The organism is Rothia sp. HMSC071C12, from assembly GCF_001813895.1.
GTDB lineage: Bacteria > Actinomycetota > Actinomycetes > Actinomycetales > Micrococcaceae > Rothia > Rothia mucilaginosa.
In genome coordinates this window covers 305,848-324,786 of record NZ_KV814374.1, presented here as the reverse complement: position 1 = coordinate 324,786, position 18,939 = coordinate 305,848, and the positions used below count along the sequence as shown (strand labels likewise).

15 protein-coding genes are annotated in these 18,939 nt (G+C 60.3%); 11 read left to right on the top strand and 4 right to left on the bottom strand.

From position 1 onward, the window contains the following. Positions 1-85: 85 nt before the first annotated feature. Complete coding sequence (locus tag HMPREF2942_RS06305; protein WP_070688669.1) at positions 86-1,012, top strand: amino acid oxidase; 927 nt, start codon at positions 86-88, stop codon at positions 1,010-1,012. A gap of 149 nt (positions 1,013-1,161) precedes the next feature. On the opposite strand, the gene HMPREF2942_RS06300 is transcribed toward HMPREF2942_RS06305, so the two are convergent. The 4 genes from HMPREF2942_RS06300 to HMPREF2942_RS06285 form a co-directional block, all read right to left on the bottom strand. Then, positions 1,162-2,361 (bottom strand): VIT1/CCC1 transporter family protein, encoded by a 1,200-nt coding sequence (locus tag HMPREF2942_RS06300; protein WP_070688668.1) that lies wholly within the window; start codon positions 2,359-2,361, stop codon positions 1,162-1,164. A 374-nt stretch (positions 2,362-2,735) separates the two neighbouring features. Further along, a complete protein-coding gene (gene dps / locus HMPREF2942_RS06295; RefSeq protein ID WP_005508202.1) occupies positions 2,736-3,233 on the bottom strand; it encodes a DNA starvation/stationary phase protection protein Dps in 498 nt (165 codons plus the stop codon). Between the two features lie 349 nt (positions 3,234-3,582). Beyond that, entirely contained in the window at positions 3,583-4,239 is a 657-nt protein-coding gene (locus tag HMPREF2942_RS06290; RefSeq protein ID WP_049340938.1) for an HAD family hydrolase, read from the bottom strand. Between the two features lie 18 nt (positions 4,240-4,257). Next, positions 4,258-4,941 carry an NAD(P)-dependent oxidoreductase gene (locus HMPREF2942_RS06285; RefSeq protein ID WP_070688667.1) on the bottom strand — a complete coding sequence of 228 codons (684 nt, stop codon included), beginning with the start codon at positions 4,939-4,941 and terminating at the stop codon, positions 4,258-4,260. A 264-nt stretch (positions 4,942-5,205) separates the two neighbouring features. Here HMPREF2942_RS06285 and clpB point away from each other — a divergent pair, with 264 nt between their 5' ends. From clpB to HMPREF2942_RS06235, 10 genes are all read left to right on the top strand, one after another. Then, positions 5,206-7,815, top strand: a complete 2,610-nt coding sequence (gene clpB / locus HMPREF2942_RS06280) for an ATP-dependent chaperone ClpB (protein ID WP_070688666.1) — start codon at positions 5,206-5,208, stop codon at positions 7,813-7,815. A gap of 163 nt (positions 7,816-7,978) precedes the next feature. Beyond that, a complete protein-coding gene (locus tag HMPREF2942_RS06275) occupies positions 7,979-8,947 on the top strand; it encodes a Sir2 family NAD-dependent protein deacetylase (protein WP_070688665.1) in 969 nt (322 codons plus the stop codon). A 191-nt stretch (positions 8,948-9,138) separates the two neighbouring features. Continuing rightward, positions 9,139-10,338 (top strand): excalibur calcium-binding domain-containing protein, encoded by a 1,200-nt coding sequence (locus tag HMPREF2942_RS06270; protein WP_070688664.1) that lies wholly within the window; start codon positions 9,139-9,141, stop codon positions 10,336-10,338. Positions 10,339-10,652: 314 nt separating this feature from the next. Next, positions 10,653-11,699, top strand: coding sequence for an excalibur calcium-binding domain-containing protein (locus HMPREF2942_RS06265; RefSeq protein WP_070688704.1), 1,047 nt, complete (start codon positions 10,653-10,655; stop codon positions 11,697-11,699). Positions 11,700-12,017: 318 nt separating this feature from the next. Continuing rightward, positions 12,018-12,740, top strand: a complete 723-nt coding sequence (locus HMPREF2942_RS06260) for a DUF4956 domain-containing protein (protein ID WP_070688663.1) — start codon at positions 12,018-12,020, stop codon at positions 12,738-12,740. A 118-nt stretch (positions 12,741-12,858) separates the two neighbouring features. After that, positions 12,859-13,779, top strand: a complete 921-nt coding sequence (locus tag HMPREF2942_RS06255) for a polyphosphate polymerase domain-containing protein (RefSeq protein WP_070641853.1) — start codon at positions 12,859-12,861, stop codon at positions 13,777-13,779. 227 nt (positions 13,780-14,006) lie between these two features. Then, complete coding sequence (locus HMPREF2942_RS06250; protein ID WP_049346068.1) at positions 14,007-15,707, top strand: carbohydrate-binding domain-containing protein; 1,701 nt, start codon at positions 14,007-14,009, stop codon at positions 15,705-15,707. A gap of 392 nt (positions 15,708-16,099) precedes the next feature. Beyond that, positions 16,100-16,309 carry a DUF3073 domain-containing protein gene (locus HMPREF2942_RS06245; RefSeq protein ID WP_005504588.1) on the top strand — a complete coding sequence of 70 codons (210 nt, stop codon included), beginning with the start codon at positions 16,100-16,102 and terminating at the stop codon, positions 16,307-16,309. Positions 16,310-16,628: 319 nt separating this feature from the next. Continuing rightward, on the top strand, positions 16,629-17,699 hold the full coding sequence (locus HMPREF2942_RS06240) for a phosphodiester glycosidase family protein (RefSeq protein WP_070688662.1): 1,071 nt from the start codon (positions 16,629-16,631) through the stop codon (positions 17,697-17,699). Then, complete coding sequence (locus tag HMPREF2942_RS06235; RefSeq protein ID WP_070688661.1) at positions 17,696-18,889, top strand: bifunctional glycosyltransferase family 2/GtrA family protein; 1,194 nt, start codon at positions 17,696-17,698, stop codon at positions 18,887-18,889. Before HMPREF2942_RS06240 ends, HMPREF2942_RS06235 begins: the two co-directional genes overlap by 4 nt. Positions 18,890-18,939: the final 50 nt, after the last annotated feature.

Below are 18,939 nucleotides of genomic sequence, written 5' to 3'. Positions count from 1 at the left end.
GTATACTGGAGTGCATTGAGCCTAGTCAGAATCATTTTGAGCGGCTCTAAGAAACATCAAACACTCACAGGAGATCACTACACTCATGACTCAGCCCATCTCTCGCCGTACCATCGCCAAGGCAGGCGTCTGGTCCGCACCCGTCGTCGCAGCCTCCGCGGCCGTTCCCGCCTACGCCGCATCTAAGGAAACCCCCGGCGTGCAGTACGGCGTGTACGTCAGCGTGCAGAACAACGGCGGCTACGTCGGCTACGCATCCTCCAACAACACCGGCACCATCAACCCGGCAAGCCCCGAGGCACACTTCACTGCCTCCGGCACCCCCGACTCCGACATCAACTGGGACGACGCAACCTCCAAGCCCAAGAGCGCAACCTACGTCAACGGCGAAGGTAAGTTCACCCCCGTCACCAACTCCCAGACCGGCGCAAACGGCGCCTACATGTCCTCCAGCGGCTTCTGGTGGTCCGTACCGACCAAGGACACCGCAACCGGCACCGGCTATATCCCCGGCAGCAGCGTTACCCTCGCGGCGGGTGCGACCTTCGTGACCGAGGTTGAGTACACCGTCGCCGCCAGCGCACAGTCGCTCACCAAGCTCGGTAAGATCAACGGCCAGTCCTGGAGCCCCTCTGGCCGCAAGCTGACCGGTAAAACCACCGAACTGGTAGCCTCCGCAGGCCAGGCAAAGTACCTGTCCGTGGCACAGACCGCCGGCACCTGGACCGCAGAAGTACCGACCGTCACCAAGAACTCCGACGGCACCTACACCTTCAAGGGTCGTATCGTCTACACCACCAGCAAGGCGTACACCATGAAGCAGTCCGGCACCAAGTACTACAGCCAGACCAACTTCATGCCGGCGCAGCTGCGATTCCCGGCAAACGACGGCTGGGTTTCGTACAAGCAGACCTCCAGCGTGCAGGTCGCTAACCTGACCTACTCCGGCAATGGCGCGACCGGTTCGGAGAGCGTTTCCGGTCAGGCCACCACTGCGGAGATTCACCCGTAATAGATCAACCCCTCATGCAGGGTAAGAACATATAGAAAACCCCGGCGTGTGATTTCAAATCACCCGCCGGGGGTTTCTTTGCGCTCAAGCTACGGCACATGCAAGAGCGGCTATATACACTTGTTGAGAGCTTATAAGGGGTGTTGCAACTAGCCGACCGTCGTGCCGAACGCCAGACCCAGCAGATAGGTCACGAACGCCGCACCAAAGCCAATTAGAATCTGGCGAATACCGCGCTTGAGGGGGGAAGCACCCGAAAGCAGGCCCACCACGCCGCCGGTGAAGCCCAGCGCCGCACCCACAAACAGCAGAGACAGCACCATCGCGAACACACCCGACAAGCCAAAGATATACGGCAGAATCGGAACCAACGCACCCGAAGCGAAGAACGCGAACGACGCTGCGGCGGCACCAATATCGGTACCCAAAGCCACATTCTCCTCACGATCCTCTTCCTCGCGGTGAGACAGCGACGGATCGCAGTCACAATCCAGGTAGCCGAAACGCTCCATCGCACGGTGATGCGCCGCGTCCGGCTCCATGCCGCGGGCACGGTAAATGAGCTCCAGCTCGTTCGAATCCAAATCCAAATCGTGCGCAACACGCAGGGTCACCTGGGTCGGCTGGGAGGCATCCAGCAGTTCGCGCTGAGAACGCACAGACACAAACTCACCCGCCGCCATCGACAGTGCACCCGCCAGCAGGCCCGCAATACCCGAGAGCAGAACCATCGAGCTGGACGCGCCCGAGGCGGTAATACCCATAGTCAACGCCAGGTTCGACACCAAACCGTCGTTAGCGCCAAAGACTGCCGCACGGAAATTACCCGAAAGCTTCTCCCTGCCACTGGTCGCCAGGGCACGGATAATTTCCTCGTGAATCGCCTCGTCAGCCGCCATTTCCTCGGTAGCGTCCGGATCCTCAGCGTAAGGGGAACGGGACTCGGCGCGCTGAGCCATCGCCAGAATAAACACCGAACCGAAGTTCTTCGCCAAGAACTGCAGTAGCTGAGACTGCATGGACGGGCGCACGTGAACATCCGCGTGTTCGCCGAGCATGTCACGCCAATGCTGCTGGTGACGCTTCTCCGCCTCAGCAACCTGCAGCAAGATTTTGCGGTCGGTGCCCTCGGCGCGGCGAGCCAGGTAGCGGTAGATGCGTGCCTCCGACTCTTCATCAGCCAGGTAGCGGCGCCAACGCTTAATCTGCGCGGGGGAGGGGGAGGTGACGGCGCTATGGCGGGTTGGCTTGTGCTCGGTCGCCTCAGCTGCGGTCCTTTCAGTCTGAAGCTTCTCGGTCTGCTCGCCGTACGTGTCTTCGCCGTGCTCGTTCGGGGCGTGCGTGCTCATATCTCTCTTTTCGCCGGATGCGGGTCGCGCAGGGTATCTCCCGGGCGCTCAATCATGCGTTTGATCTGTGTGTTCTGAGTTGATCAGTGAACCACTGTAGAGCACTCCGAACAGAAAATCTAGGACGGCCTAACCCGGTGTTATTGTTCGCCTCAACGTACTTTGTGATACCGCACGGACGAGGACTCAAGTGCCGGGAAAGGTAAAAGTGGTTGGGAGTAAGCGGGGTAGCTTCGAGCATAAAAAGCCGGGCGGGTGCACCCTCCATAAGGAGAGCGCACCCGCCCGGCTTGTGACTCTAAAAGCTAACGCCTATATAACTTGCCGCCATAGGTAGGCTGCAGTTTAGAGGCTACAACTTAGATGGTTGCGGCTTAGATGTTGCCTTCGCCGTTCTCCAGGAACGCGCGGATGAACCACTGGAACTTCTCCAGCTCAGCGGTCTGGCCAATCAGCAGGTCCTCGGTGACGGGGTCGGACTCACCGGCAAAAGCAATCGCCTTGCGGTGATCCTTGATCACACGGGTGTACACGTCGTTCAGAGCGTGCAGGTGGTCAGCAACGCGTGCGCGGCCGACGGGGTAATCCTCGACGGTACGCTGTGCGACCAGTGCGCCAGCCAGGCCGTTGGGGGTTGCGCCCAGGGTTGCCATGCGCTCTGCGATGGCGTCGACGAACTCGCGGACGGTGTCGACCTGGGGGTCAATCATTTCGTGAACGGCGATGAAGCCGGGGCCGGTCACGTTCCAGTGAGCGTGCTTCAGCAGCAGGTGCAGGTCGTTCAGGTCGTGCAGACGTGCCTGGAGAACCTCGGAAATGCCCTTGCCTTCTTCGAGGGTCAGGCCGGGTGCGGTGTAGTTTGCAAATGCCATGATGGTCTCCTTCATGATGCTGTGATGTTTGTGGTTCGGTGGGATTTGTCGCCCCGCCGAATCGTTATTATGAGTAAATCATTTTAAGGAACCGCTGTCAAGGTTATTTTGAGTAATTCGTAATAAATTGTCATCTATGTGTCGCGCCACACTTAAAAGCCCCTGTTCAAAAGGCGCTGCTTAAACGTGTCAGCCCCAAATGCCCGCGTGGCTCACCGCCCAAGCACGCACAAAGGGTGGGACGCGCGGTATCTCATATCGCGCATCCCACCCTTTATGGTGAAGCGTATTCAGTTTTCTACAGAGCTTCCGGCCTTTCTGTAGGGCTTCCCGCGTGCGAATCGGGCGGCTACGCCAGCGCGCGAACCGCCTCCAGGGTCAGCTCCTCATGCTTGAGGCGTGCGGTGCCCAGCTCCGCCGGAACCTCCAGCTCGCCCGGTACAACAATGACACGCATACCTGCCGCGGTCGCACTGCGCACGCCCGAAGGGGAATCCTCGAGAGCCACGCACTGAGTCGGGTCAACACCCAGACGCTCCGCCGCCAAAAGATAGGGCTGCGGGTCCGGCTTGGGGTTGGTGGTCTCATCGTTGCCAATAACCACCGAGAACGTGCCCTCGGGTGCCGCGTTTGCGGTGCGGCGAGCCACGGAGGTGGTTGCGTTTGTGACGATGGCGGCCGGAATCTGTGCATCGTGAACCTCCGAGAGGAAACGCTCAATGCCAGGAAGGAACTCGACCGGCTGCTGCGCCAGGGCCTCGCGCACCTTCGCCACCAGTCGATCGTTAATCTCCTCGTCTGGCAGGTTTACGCCGCGCTCGCGCAGGCGATCCAGGGTGAACTGCATGGATAGGCCCAGGCAGTCGAGGGTGTCCTGCTCGGTCCAGGTGCCGCCAAATTCTGCGGTGAGAGCAACCTTTGCGGCAGCCCATACGGGTTCGGTATCGACGAGGGTTCCGTCGTGGTCGAAGAGAATGGCGGCGGGGAAGGTGTTCGTAGTCGTCATGTCATTAAGCCTACCGGTTTATTTCTGGGGCGAGCGTAGGGTAACGTCCCCAATCGTCACCAAAAAATCTGTGCCCGCGTTCTGGGGGTTCTTGGCGATAGTGAGTAGCGCATCGGCGACGTCTTCACGGGCAATCGTCGGAATGCCTGGAGTTCGCTCGACACTCGCCATATCAAACACCTTCACCCCGCCCTTACCTGGCTTATCGGTCAGCCTGCCCGGATGTGCACGCGAAATATACGGCTGATATTCGGCAACCAGGGCGTCCGCCTTAACCTTGTCGGTAAAAATGCCGCGCATGATGACCTTGCATACCAGGCGCATGGGCAGGGACGCGGTCCGCATCGTATCGCCGACACCGTAGGCGCTCATCAGAACGCAATGCTTTACGCCTGCACCCGTGACCGCCTCCATGATGAGGGGCAGGCGCTCCTGCATGAACGTGGAGGAGAGAAATTCTCGCACCGTGGCTTTCTGACCCAGGATGCTGACCATCACGTCTTGCCCGGAGGATGCTGCGGCGAGCTGCTCGGCATCGTTCAGGGCTCCCGGAATGATAGTGAGATTTTGGTGTGCCCCCAAAAGTGTTAGCGCCTTGTCGGGGTTGCGCACGTAGGCGGTGACGGTGTGCCCCTCCTCTAGGGATTTGCGGATGAAGAGGTAACCGGTGCGGCCGGTTGCACCTAGAACCAGTATTTTCATGTGGGTCCCCATTCGTGACTGTGATTGTTGCGGGAGCCCGCAAGCGCCCAGCCTCGCAAGTACCCAGTCCGGTCAGTATAACAATGCGGTTTTGACTGGGGTTTTTGTCCGGGGCTTTTGTTTGGGGGCAGGGGGTGTGAGGTGGGGCAAAAAATACGAAAATTTTTTACAGGAGGCTTGCGAAACATAATTGAGTGGAGTAGACTCAAGTTATGTAATGCGGGGGCGCATAGGATAAGCCCCTCGAAACACGAAAGGAACATCATGGACAACAAGTTCACCACCAAGAGTCAAGAAGTCATCTCGGCGGCAAATACTAATGCTCAAACCGCCGGCAACCCCACTATTGAAACCGCGCACATCCTCAAGGCCCTCATGGACCAGCGCGAAGGCGTCGCCGTAGCAGTCCTCAAGGCTGCAGGCCTGGATGTAGACGCTATCTCCGAGGCCGCATCCGCCGAAATCAAGAAGCTGCCGAAGGCATCCGGTGCCTCCGTGCAGAACGCCTCCCTCAGCCGTGCCGCGCTTTCCGCTCTGCAGGCGGCACAGACCCGCGCCCAGGGCTTCGGAGATACCTACGTTTCTACCGAAATGATTCTGCTGGGCATTGCCAGCGGAACCGATAGCACCGCAACCGCAATGCACAAGCTCGGCGCTACCGCAGAGCTCATCGCACAGACCATCCCCAACGTCCGAGGAGACCGCACCGTGGACACCCCCGACCCCGAAGGCACCTTCCAGGCACTCGAAAAGTACGGCACCGACCTGACCGCCATTGCTCGCGCAGGCAAGCTTGACCCGGTCATCGGCCGTGACTCCGAGATTCGCCGCGTGGTGCAGGTGCTTTCCCGCCGCACCAAGAACAACCCCGTGCTGATTGGTGAGCCCGGCGTCGGTAAGACCGCCGTCGTGGAAGGCCTGGCACAGCGCATGGTTTCCGGCGACGTGCCCGAATCCCTGCGCGGCAAGACCCTGATTAGCCTGGACCTGGGCTCCATGGTCGCAGGCGCAAAGTACCGCGGTGAATTCGAGGAACGCCTGAAGGCAGTCCTCGAAGAAATCAAGAAGTCCGAGGGTCAGATTGTGACCTTCATCGACGAGATTCACACCGTTGTCGGTGCTGGCGCATCCGAAGGCTCCATGGACGCAGGCAACATGCTCAAGCCCATGCTCGCCCGAGGCGAGTTGCGCCTGATCGGTGCCACCACCCTCGACGAGTACCGCGAGAACATCGAGAAGGACCCCGCCCTGGAGCGCCGCTTCCAGCAGGTGTACGTGGGCGAGCCCAGCGTAGATGACACCATCGGTATTCTGCGCGGTCTGAAGGAACGCTACGAGGCACACCACAAGGTGCAGATTGCTGACTCCGCGCTGGTTGCCGCAGCAACCCTGTCTAACCGCTACATTCCCTCCCGTCAGCTGCCGGACAAGGCAATTGACCTGATTGATGAGGCAGCATCCCGCCTGCGCATGGAAATTGACTCCGCACCGGAGGAAATCGACCAGCTGCGCCGCGCCGTGGACCGCCTCACCATGGAGGAACTGGCACTTGCCGGCGAAACCGACCCCGCATCCGTGGAGCGTCTGGAAGCGCTGCGCAAGGATATGGCAGACAAGAAGGAACAGCTCGACTCCCTCAACGCCCGTTGGGAAGCCGAGAAGGCGAACCTGAACCGCGTGGGTGACCTCAAGACTGAGATTGACGAGCTGCGCTCCCGCGCAGAGGTTGCACAGCGCGAGGGTAACCTCGCCGAGGCATCTCGCCTGCTCTACGGTGAAATTCCCGCGAAGCAGGCTGAGCTGGAAGAAGCACAGCGCGCCGAGGACACCGCCAAGAGCGAGTCCATGGTCTCCGAAGAGGTTACCGCGGACGATATTGCCGAGGTGATCTCCTCCTGGACCGGCATTCCCGCAGGTCGCATGATGCAGGGCGAGTCCGAGAAGCTGCTCGAAATGGAGAAGCGCATCGGTGCCCGCCTTATCGGCCAGGAAGCCGCAGTGGTCGCTGTCTCTGACGCTGTGCGCCGCGCCCGCGCCGGTATTTCCGACCCGAACCGCCCGATTGGTTCCTTCCTGTTCCTGGGCCCGACCGGTGTTGGTAAGACCGAGCTGGCTAAGGCACTGGCTGAGTTCCAGTTCGATGACGAGCGTGCCCTGGTGCGTATCGACATGAGCGAGTACTCCGAGAAGCACACCGTGTCCCGCCTGGTCGGTGCCCCTCCCGGATACGTCGGCCACGAAGAGGGCGGTCAGCTGACCGAGGCTGTACGCCGTCGCCCCTACTCGGTGGTCCTGCTCGACGAGGTCGAGAAGGCACACCCCGAGGTCTTCGACATCCTGCTGCAGGTACTCGATGACGGCCGCCTGACCGACGGCCAGGGCCGCACCGTGGACTTCCGCAACGTCATCCTGATCCTGACCTCGAACCTCGGTTCGCAGTACCTGGTCAACCAGGACCTGCCCTTCGACGAGCGCTCCGAGAAGGCGCTGGAGGTTGTGCACCAGGCATTCCGCCCCGAGTTCCTCAACCGACTGGACGACATCATCATGTTCCAGCCCCTGTCGGCTGAGAACCTGGGCCAGATTGTGGGCCTGCAGATCAAGAGCATGGCTAAGCGTCTGGAGGACCGCCGCCTCACCCTGAACGTCACCCCCGCCGCTCTGGAGTGGCTGGGTAAGACCGGCTACGACCCGGCATTCGGTGCCCGCCCGCTGCGCCGCCTGGTACAGCGCGAGATTGGCGACCGCCTGGCTCGAGGCATCCTCTCCGGTGCAATCCACGACGGCGACACCGTGACCGTGGACGTGAACCCGGACGTTGCCAGCGACGGCCTGTCGGTGACCTCCGAGCGTGAGCAGAAGGCTGAGAACTAAGCTCAACCGGTTGGCTGGGCGGACTTAGCCTGTGGCTGAGTTTGCACATTCGAAACCATAAGAAATAGGCTGTGGGGTACCCTCGAAAGGGGGCGCCCCACAGCCGTTTAACGCGCTAGAACCGCGCTGAACCGCACTAGTACACAGAGCATTGAGGAGAAGAATGGACCGCTGGGCTGACCACCAGAACTTCGCCGCCGCAGGTGAGCAGCGCGAAGAAATCGCCTCCGTGCACCGTGCCGCAATCCGCTCGATTCAGCGCGTTGTCTCTGAGAACGCCACCCCGCACGACGAAGAATACGCCTCCGCGGGTATTGCCGAGCTACTCAAGGCGGGTAAGGTTCTCGTGCTCACCGGCGCGGGAGTAAGCACCGAATCCGGCATCCCCGACTACCGCGGACCCGGCGGTTCCCTGCACGATCACCGCCCCATGACCTACCAGGAATTCCGCTACGATGACGCCGCCCGCCAACGCTACTGGGCGCGCTCCTACGTGGGTTGGCGCCGCATGCGCCGCGCCGAACCGAACCGCGCCCACTATGCGCTCGCCGAGCTGGAGCAGCTGGGTGCCGTGAGTGGTGTGATTACGCAGAACGTGGACGGTCTGCACGCCCGTGCCGGAAGCTCTAATCTGCTGGCGCTGCACGGTGACCTGTCGCGTATTGTGTGCCTGGACTGCGGTCAGGATGAGGGGCGCGAAAGCCTCGATACGCGCCTGGATGCGGCGAACCCCGGCTACCTGGCGCGCCTTGAAGACGAAGACCTGCGCGTGAACCCCGACGGTGACGTGGAACTGGACGACCGCTACATCCGCGATTTTCAGATGGTGCCCTGCCTCGCCTGCGGTTCGACCCGCCTCAAGCCGGACGTGGTGTACTTTGGCGAATCCGTGCCCGCCGAACGCAAAGCGCTCAAGGATGCCATGCTCGCCGAGTGTTCGGCGCTGCTGGTGGTCGGCTCCTCGGTAGCGGTCATGAGCAGCTACAAGATTGTGCTGGAGGCTCTGCGCGCCGGCAAACCGGTCGCCATCATTAACGGAGGTCCGGGACGCGCCGATGCGAAGGCAACCTACCTGTGGCGTAGCGGCGTGGGTGAGGCGCTGGAGCTCATGCTTGACGAGATTGACGACTAAGTAGCACTGGCACAACTAGGTGGCGCCGGCACGACTGGGTAACGCTGGCGCCCGGCGAATTTTGCCGCGCGTGCACTGACCTGTAGTTGGCCCGTCATTAACTGCACGAAAGTGCTACTTTGTGGCGTAATTCATTTTAAATAGCCCCTGGACAGGCGGATACACCCATTACGCGAGGATAAAATGATGGGATGGACATTCGACACACTATCACTCGCTTCGGTGCCACCGCCCTGATCGGTTGCGGTCTGGCGGTCACCGCAATCCCCGCAACGTTCGCTCAGAACGGCGAAGAGTCCGTCACTCACGTCTACTCCGACAAGGCTACTTCCCACATTTCTGAGGTTTGGTACAAGGGTGAAACCCTGAAGATTACCGGCGAAGGCTTCCTGACCCAGGACGGCACCTCCGGCTCCACCATCGCTATCAAGCTGAACAAGGGTACCGTCAAGATTGACGGCCAGGACTACCTGGAAGTTCAGGCTGATGAGAAGGGCAACTTCTCCGTTTCCATTCCCTGGCAGGACGACCTGGATGAGCGTATCTCCGTGGACGTCTACCTGCTCTCCGGCTCCCTGAAGGACAACGACACCGCTCGCGGCGGCAAGGCAGCCACCGTGAAGATTCAGGCTCGTTCCGTTCAGGAAGCAACTCCCTCCGCATCTGCTTCTGCGACTGCTTCGGCAACCGCTTCCGTGGTGGCTACCCCCTCCGCATCTGTAACCCCCTCCGCTTCTGCGACTGCTTCGGCTACTGCCGCTGATGAGGTTGTTGCCTCCGTGGATGCAAAGATCAAGGACCGTGCCGAGGAGAAGGCTTCCGCTACCGCTTCGGTGAGCCCCTCGGCTACCGCATCGGCTTCCGCTTCTGTGGTGGCTACCCCCTCCGCTTCGGCAACTGCTTCTGCGAGCGCATCGGCTTCGGCTGCTGCTGATCAGAACGCAGTCGTTGCGAATGAGGCGAAGGATCAGCTGGGTGATTCCACCTCCGCTACCGAGCAGGTGACCGCTTCGGCTGAGAGCACTCGCTTCGCGAACTGTGCAGAGGTTGCGGCCGCTGGCCTGGCGCCCATGCATAAGAGTCACCCGGACTTCCGCCAGAAGTTCGATAATGACAAGAATGATTGGGGCTGCGAGGTCATTAACAGCGAGGTGACTGACGGTTCCTCCTCCAACAGCTCCTCGGGTTCTTCGTCCCGTAACTCTGGTGGTCTGGATAACCTGGGCGGCAGCTCTTCCTCTTCGAGCAGCTACACTTCGAGCCGTGCTCAGCGCTCTTCCCTGGCTAACACCGGTGCTTCTAACGCCTTCACCATTGCTGGTATGGGTCTGGTAGCTCTGGGTCTGGGTGTTGCTGGCGTGTCTGCTGTGCGTAAGCGCAAGAACTCCTAAAAACTGTTGCCGCCCGGTGCGGTGTGCATGAGGGTCCCTTCCCCTGAATGCTTTCGAGTGTTCGGGGGAGGGGATTTTCGCGTTTAACGGGGTGGTTTTTGCTATTGGGTTGTGCTGATGGGATGGGGTATGTACCTGTTAGTTTCTTCAACGTCGGGTTGAGAGTTTAGGTGTGCACGGCGGTGCAAAAGGCTTATATAGTTCAACCATGCCTTCAATAAACCTTCAAGAAAAATATGTTTTGTGAGTCAGGTCATGGCAAATTAGCGTCTTGGGAGCCGGTATCCCAAGCTTCGCTCGTTAGAATGGGTGGCATGAATATTCGAAACAACATCGCACGCATTGGTGCCACCGCCCTCATCGGCTGTGGCCTCGTTGCTACTTCCGTCCCCGCGACCTTCGCTGTTGAAGGTGCGCCTCAGGTTGTCCACACCTACGCAGACTCTGCACAGTTCATCGCCCCCGACGTATGGGTTGAGGGTCAGGGTCTGAATATTGGCGGCGAGGGTTTCAAGACCGCTGACGGCACCTCCGGTTCCGTCCTGGCACTGAAGCTGAACAAGGGTGCTGTCAAGATTAATGGCCAGGACTACCTGGAAATCCACGCTGACGCGGCTGGCAACTTCTCCGTTACCATCCCCTGGCAGGAAGAGCTGCACGGCAGCGTTTCCGTTGACATTTACCTGCTGTCCGGCTCCCTGAAGGACGGCGACGTTCCCCGCGGCGGTAAGGCAGCTACCGTGACCATTAAGGTTGCAGAGCAGCCCGCTCCCGCACCTAGCGAAGAGCCCACCCCGGCTCCCTCCGAGGATCCGACCCCCGCTCCCTCCGAGGACTCGACCCCGGCTCCCATTCAGGATCCGACCACTGAGGCTCCCAAGCCTGCTGAAGAGACCTCCGCACCCGCAGTTGAGGACGCTAAGGAAACCAAGCCCGCTGAGGACCAGAAGCCCGCCGAAGAGCAGAAGTCTGAAGACCAGAAGTCTGACCAGGCTTCCGACTCCTCCGCAAAGGGCGAGAAGACCGACAAGTACCAGAACTGCGCCGACGTGTGGGCAGACCGTGGTGGCCCCATTTACAAGGGCGACCCGGACTTCCGCGAGAAGTTCGACGCTGACGGTGACGAAAAGGGTTGTGAAGAGCAGCCGAACTACGAGAACTCCAAGTCCGACAGTGTTTCGCTGAGCTCCGGCTCGAACGACAACCTGGGCTCGGGTTCCTCTAACGCATCCTCTAAGAGCTCTTCTTCCCTGGCTAAGACCGGTGCATCCGATGCGATGACCGCTGCTGGTCTGGGTCTGATTGCTCTGGGTGCTGGTGGCGCGACCATCGTGGCAACCCGCATGCGCAAGAAGGCATAATAACGCCTAGTCGCTAAGTTTTTAGCTGCTTTTATGGGCTCCCTCCATATCGGAGGGAGCCCATTTTTTTTGTGCCTTTTGATACCGCAGAAGATACAGAAAACGTAGTGGAGAGAGGAAAAAAAATAATAGCCTCTAGTGCATTTGACCAGCAGATTTACTAGAGACATATAACACTTATCTCTAAGTTAAGGGCAGCACAGGGTAAACACAGGCTTGCACGGGAATCTAGATACTACAAAGAACGCACAGCCCGAAGCTGAAGAACAGGCAGCAAAGAGCACCGCGAACATCACGACACGATATCTGGAGCACCCAATGACTATTCTGACCATGGCGATTGCCGATGCCATAGCCATCGCAGCTCTCTGCACCCTCTACATGGTGCGGCATCGCAACCGCGAACTGATGATTTCCTATGCGGTCATCAACGCCGGTATCTTCACCGTCTCGGTGGCGCTGGTATCCGCCGGATCGAACGCATCCGCTATGGGTATGGGCCTCTTCGGTGTCCTGTCGATTATCCGATTGCGTTCCACCGCCCTGAGTCAGCGCGAGGTGGGTTACTACTTCGTAGCCCTCTCGGTCGGCATGATTGCAGGTGTGAACATTAGCCCGGCGTACATCGCCTTCGGCCTCATGGCTACCCTGGTCGGCCTCATCGCGATTCTCGACTCGCGCAGCACCCCGGTCTCTGCTGAAAAGACTCAGACCGTTACCGCCGATCGTGCGATCAGCGACGAGGAAGAGCTCAAGGCATACCTGAGCGCTCGCCTGGGTTACACCGTCATCTCGGCGAAGATCACCGAGCTGGACATGGTGAACAACCTGACCCGCGCCACCGTCACCTACCAGCCCAAGGAAACCACCGAGGGCGGCATCCCTGCGGCAGTGGAGGCGGCTCAGCCTGTAGCCGCTCAGACGGTAGCATCGCAGGCTCCTGCGGCTTACCCGGCAGCACCTCAGGTTCCCACCGCCGAGGCGCACACCACCCTGGACACCCGGATGGTTCCGCTCCAGCGCACCCCGGTAGGCAAGTAAGACCAGCCGGTATAAAAGCCTCCGATTCACTCTAACTGCACAAACATCTCCGATACCCACGACACGCCGCCCCCAGCGCACAGCACGCAGGGACGGCGCCCCAGAAGGACGAAGACCCATGACTAACGCAGCCGCAAACATCATCCCCGCAGAGTGGAAGAGCATCAGCCTCGAAGCCATGAACGAGAAGGCAGCCATGCAGACCCGCGTGGACCGCAAGTACATTGTCGACGCAGAAACGGCCGCCAAGGTACTCTCCACGCTCGGCGCAGATGCCTCCGTCATGGAAATCGATGGCCAGCGCGACTTCGCCTACGACTCGGTCTACTTCGACACCCCGCAGATGCAGAGCTACCACTCGGCAGCCTACAGCCGCGATGACACCTTCAAGATTCGTACCCGTAGCTACCTGGACTCGGAGCTGACCTTCCTGGAGGTCAAGACCGACGGTGAGCAGGATATGACCGTCAAGAAGCGTATCCCGTACACCTTCGAGAACCGCGATACGCTTACCGTGGAAGGCCACGAGTACATCACCGCAGCACTCGGCGATATTCTCGCCGGCCCCGTGCACAAGCTGGAGGCGGTTCTGACCACCGGCTACCGCCGTACCACGGTCTTCCTGCCGCAGAGCGAGAAGAACCCGGTCGCCTCCCGTATGACCGTAGATAACGCCCTGACCTGGACCCCTCTGTCCGAGAACATCCTCATGGCGGGCGTGAACTACCGTAACTTCCACGGCAACCTGGTTGGCACCACCTACGGCCTGCCGAACGCGGTCATCATCGAAACCAAGTCCGGCGTGGAGCCTTCCGTGGCAGATCAGCACCTCTGGGATGCGGGCATCACCCCCGCGAAGATTTCCAAGTTTGCAACCGGTATGGCGGCGTTGAACCCGCAGCTGGCAAGCAACAAGTGGGAAGAAACCCTGAAGAACTGGATGCACCTGGAACCGGTCAATGGCACCCGCCTGAACGTGGATGACATGACCGAAGAGGACTACCAGAAGCTGCTGACCGAGCGTTTCGCAGCCGCCTAAAACGGCAATCTGGCTATAACAACAATCTGGATGCGCGGGTAGGGTAGCGCACCTACCTTACCCGCGTCCCCAGCCCCCTAACCTATACCCCCGAACCAAGCACAACATCGGCCTTATTCGCCCCACACAGGCAATAACCGCTCTCACACATATTCACATTTCACATACGTCTTACCCCTGTGGCGCTGGCTCTACGCGAGTGGTCACCCAAACACAAAGGAAAACCCGTGAAAAAGAGCAATATGATTAAGAGCGCAACCTCCATTACCCTCCTGGCAGCCCTGGCGTTGACCGGCTGCTCGGCAACCTCGGCATCGAATGCCAGCGCTTCGAGTGCAATCAGTACCTCCGCTTCGAGCACTTCGGGCACCACGTCGAAGGTGGCAGACTCCTTCTCCACCGACGTGAAGAGCGGAGCGAAGCTCGCCGAGGACACCCACTACTCCGCGAAGGATCTGACCTGGGATTCCTCCAGCGAAGTTACTATCGATCTTTCTAACCCGACCGCGACCGACGGTGTGACCGTCAGCGACGGCGTCATCACCATCACCAAGGCGGGCAACTACAAGCTCACCGGCACCTACGATGGCCAGATTAAGGTTGATGCAGCCGACAGTGACATGGTCCGCCTGATCCTGAACAACGCGACAATCACCAACTCCACCGGTGCAGCTATCAACGTTGTTGAGGCGGACGAGGTCGTTATCTACACCGCCTCGGGTACCACCAACACCGTCTCTGACGGCTCCTCCTACTCGGATACCGCCAGCGGCAGCCCCGATGCAGCTATCTACTCCAAGAGTGACCTGACCCTGGCGGGCGAAGGCACCCTGAAGGTTGAAGGTAAGTACGAAGAGGGTATCCACACCTCTGACGGCCTGGTCATTGCCTCCGGCACCCTGGAAGTGAACGCGGCAAACACCGGCATCAAGGGTAAGGACTACGTCGATATCCTGGACGGCACCATCACCGTGACCGCAACCAAGGACGGCATCAAGGCAACTAACGACACCGACGGCAACCGCGGCTGGGTACGCCTGAGCGGCGGTACCGTGAACATCTCTGCAGGTGATGACGGTTTCAAGGCTGAGCGCGTGCTTGAAATCTCCGGCGGTACCCTGAACATTACCAGGGCGAACGAGGGTATTGAGGCGCAGTACATCAACATCCTGGACGGCACCGTGAACGTGACCAGCTCCGATGACGGTATCAACGCCTCGTACAGCACCACCTCGACCAGCACTGAGTCGACTACTGCAACCTCGACTAAGCAGAGCGCGCAGGGTGGCCAGAACTCTGCGCCCCAGGCGCCCAGCGGTAGCGCAGGTCAGGTACCTGCAGGTGGCGGTCAGGCTCCCTCGGGCACTATGGGTCAGCCCCCGGCTGGCGGTGGCGCAGGTGGCGGCATGGGCGGCGGCATGGGTGGTGGCGGCACCTTCGAGGTGGTCGACGCAACCATCAACATCACCGGCGGTACCGTCACCGTGAATACGAACGGCGACGGCATCGACTCCAACGGTACGGCAACCCTCTCCGGTGGCACCCTGATCGTGAACGGTCCCTTCACCGGCGGTAACGCATCCCTGGACACCAACGGCGACCTGCTGCTCAACGGCACGACCGTGGCCGCGGGTAACTCCGGCGACATGTTCGAGGCACCCTCGACCAACTCCACCAGCGGCTACGTGAAGATCAGCAACGTATCGAACCTGAGCGCAGGCACCACCGTACAGGTGACCGACTCCTCCGGTAACGTGGTGGCGAACTACAAGGTGACTAACTCCAGCACCGCACTGATCCTGGTCTCCAGTTCCAAGATCACCAAGGGCGAGAGCTACACCGTGTACACCACCACCGATAGCGTGGATGCCTCCAGCACCACCCTGGCTTCTAACGCCACCTCGCTGGGCTCCTTTACCGCAAGCTAGCAGCTCCTTCGCCGCAGGCTCAGCGGCAGGGGGCTCTCCCTTAGACCCCGTGCGGGATGTCATGACCTGCACGGTACCCTCTCTGAACCCGGTCTTGTGAGTGAGCCGGAGGCAGAGACACTCGCCCCGCATCGGATATAGTGATATATCCGGTGCGGGGCTACGTGTTATATAGGGAGTGTGGCGGCTGGGGTAAAAAAGCTGCGGGTGCAAAATAAAACGGTTGTTCCGGTGCGAAGAAGTGCTCTGATACGCAAAATAGGTGCCGTCCAGCGAGACATTCAGGGCTGAAACAGGGTACTCTATAGTGTAGTAAAGACTGTTGAACGATCCGAGAGCGATGCGCCGCGCGTGCTGTTCGCCTCGGACAGGATGAAAGAGGGGGTCACGCCATGGGGCGCGGCCGTCAGAAGGCTAAAGCAACAAGGCAGGCTCGGGAGATGAAGTACTTCAGCCCCGAGACCGACTACAGCGCACTCGAGCGCGAGCTCAGCAGCGCGAAGAAAACGAAGTCCTCCGATTCGTCCCGCCGTCGCTATGACGACGAGGACGACTACTCGGCATACGCAGAAAAGTACGCGTCCTACGAGGATGAGGCATAAAGAATACGCGGAATGATTCGGTGCATATCGACCGAGCGTATTTCATAGATGATGAACCGGCTTGAGGCCCCGCACGGGGTGCTCAGCCGGTTTTTTCGTGCCTTCGAGTGGCCACGTGCGCGTGGGGGAGTGGGGATGCGGTGGGTGCTCAACTGCTTGGTACACACAGCCAGTACACATGTTTATACATGGGTGTGTATAGCATCTTCTGGTAATACGGAACAGGCAGTAATAAAAAAGCCTGGAATGAATAAGCATACATAGCTTCTGCACAGCTTAGTAATGCCTGGCACAGAGAATAGCCCGGCATTCTAGAGACATGAACAACGAACAGAACATGACTCAGAACATTGACCAGGCCACCCAGACCGCAGCGGAACAAGCTAACGCAGCGCAAACCGCTGCAGAGCAGAAGCTAGCCAAGAAGAAGCTCACCCGTCGAATTTTCATCGGCGGCGGCCTCGGCGCACTCGCAGTAGTTGGCGGCGGCGCAGGCTGGGCGTACAACCGCTACCTGGCAGAGCACACCGAAATCGAAGACACCACCGCCTACGAGGCGGCAGCAGCCCAGGCAAACGCAAGCGCCTCCGGCTCCGCCACTGCAGACCCCACCGAACTGACCGGCGTGAAGGTCAACGGCCAGAGCCTCACCGCTAACGAAGGCTCGATTACCATCACCTCCACCACCACCGGCAGCGGCTCGGACGCGGTCGTCTCCTTCGTAGCAGACATCAAGCTCGACAACGCAACCCTGCTGCGAAGCGCCTTCGCCAACAACAAGTTCGGCCAGAACATCATCGACACCCCCTCGAACATGGCGTCCGAACACAACGGCATCTGGGCGATCAACGGCGACTACTACGGCTTCCGTACCACCGGCATCGTGATCCGAAACGGTGTTGTCTACCGTGACTCCGGTGCACGTGAAGGCCTCGCCTTCTACCGCGACGGCTCCGTCAAGCTCTACGACGAAACCGCAACCAACGCCCAAACCCTCGTCAACGAGGGTGTGTGGAACACCCTCTCCTTCGGCCCCGCACTGGTCAAGGACTCCGTAATCGTCGACGGCATCGACAGCGTCGAAGTGGACACCAACTTCGGTAACCACTCCATCCAGGGCAACCAGCCGCGAACCGGTGTGGGCGTGCTCGGCACCAACCACCTGGTCTTCATCGTGGTCGACGGCCGCTCCACCAACTACTCGCGCGGCGTGACCATGCCCGAGTTCGCCCAAATGTTCAAGGACCTCGGCTGCGTGAGCGCCTACAACCTGGACGGTGGTGGCTCCTCCGCCATGGTCTTCAACAACAAGCTGGTCAACCGCCCGCAGGGTGGCACCAAGGAACGTGGCACCAGCGACATCCTCTACATTGCAGGGAGCGCATCGTGATTATCCTGATACCCGCCTATAAGCCGGACCAATCACTGGTCCGCCTTGCCCGGGCCCTGCGCAAACAGGACCCTGCCGCCGAAATCCTCGTGATTGACGACGGATCCGGTAGCGCCTACGCACCCATCTTTACCGAACTGCGCATCGACGGCGTGACCGTGCAGACCCACCCCGCCAACAGGGGCAAGGGTGCGGCACTGCGCACCGGCATCGCCTGGGCGAAAGCAAACCGCCCCGGCGAGGTCATCGTCACCGCCGACGCGGACGGCCAGCACCTACCTCGGGATATCTTCCGTGTGGGTGTGCGCACCGAAACCGCCGCGGCGGCAGGGCAGAGGAGCATCATCCTCGGCGTGCGTACCAAGCCCGACCCGAACGCCGGTGAAGAAGGCACGAAGGTGCCGCTGCGCTCCAAAATTGGCAACAGTGCAACCGTAGGCTTCTTCGCTCTGGCGACCGGTGCCCGCGTGGCAGATACCCAGACCGGTCTGCGCGGCTTCACCCCGCAGATCCTGGACTGGCTGCTGCAGATTCCCGGCGATAAGTACGAGTACGAGTTCTCCATGCTGCTACGCGCAACCCGCGCAGACGTGGAGCTGGTGCAGGTACCCATCGTGAAGGTCTACGAGCCCGGCAACCCGACCAGCCACTTTAGGCCTCTGCAGGACTCAGCGCTCATTTACGCACCGCTGCTTGCCTTCCTGGCTTCGTCGTTCCTGACCGGCTTCCTGGTGGATGCTATCGCCCTCTTCGTCCTGGTGGGTATGGGCGTTCCGCTACTGGCTGCCGTGATCGGTGCCCGCGTCATCTCGGCGCTGACGAACTTCACCGTCAACCGAATGCTCATGCACGACGGAGGCGCACGCCCCTCGGCATCCTCCTCGCTGGTACGGTACACCGTGCTGGCGGTGGGCATCCTCGCAGCCAACGCGGCTCTGATGGAAACCCTGACCGGCCTGGGCGCGTCCCTGCTGGTCGCCAAGATCCTGACCGAACTGATTCTGATCTCGATCAGCTTCGCGGTCCAGCGCCGCTGGGTTTTTCTACCCACCCAGCGTCAGGAAAATACGCGAGAAAAGACTCAAGCAATCGCCGCCTCTTCCGGCTTGCGTGCGGTGAGCTACGAGTCCGCTCGCATGGAGGCGGCCGGTATCCGTACCGGTGCGCGCGCCTCCCAGGTACGCCCCTAGCGGCTAGTTCACTAGGGACTAGTTCACTAGGGGCTACCTACAAACTTCTC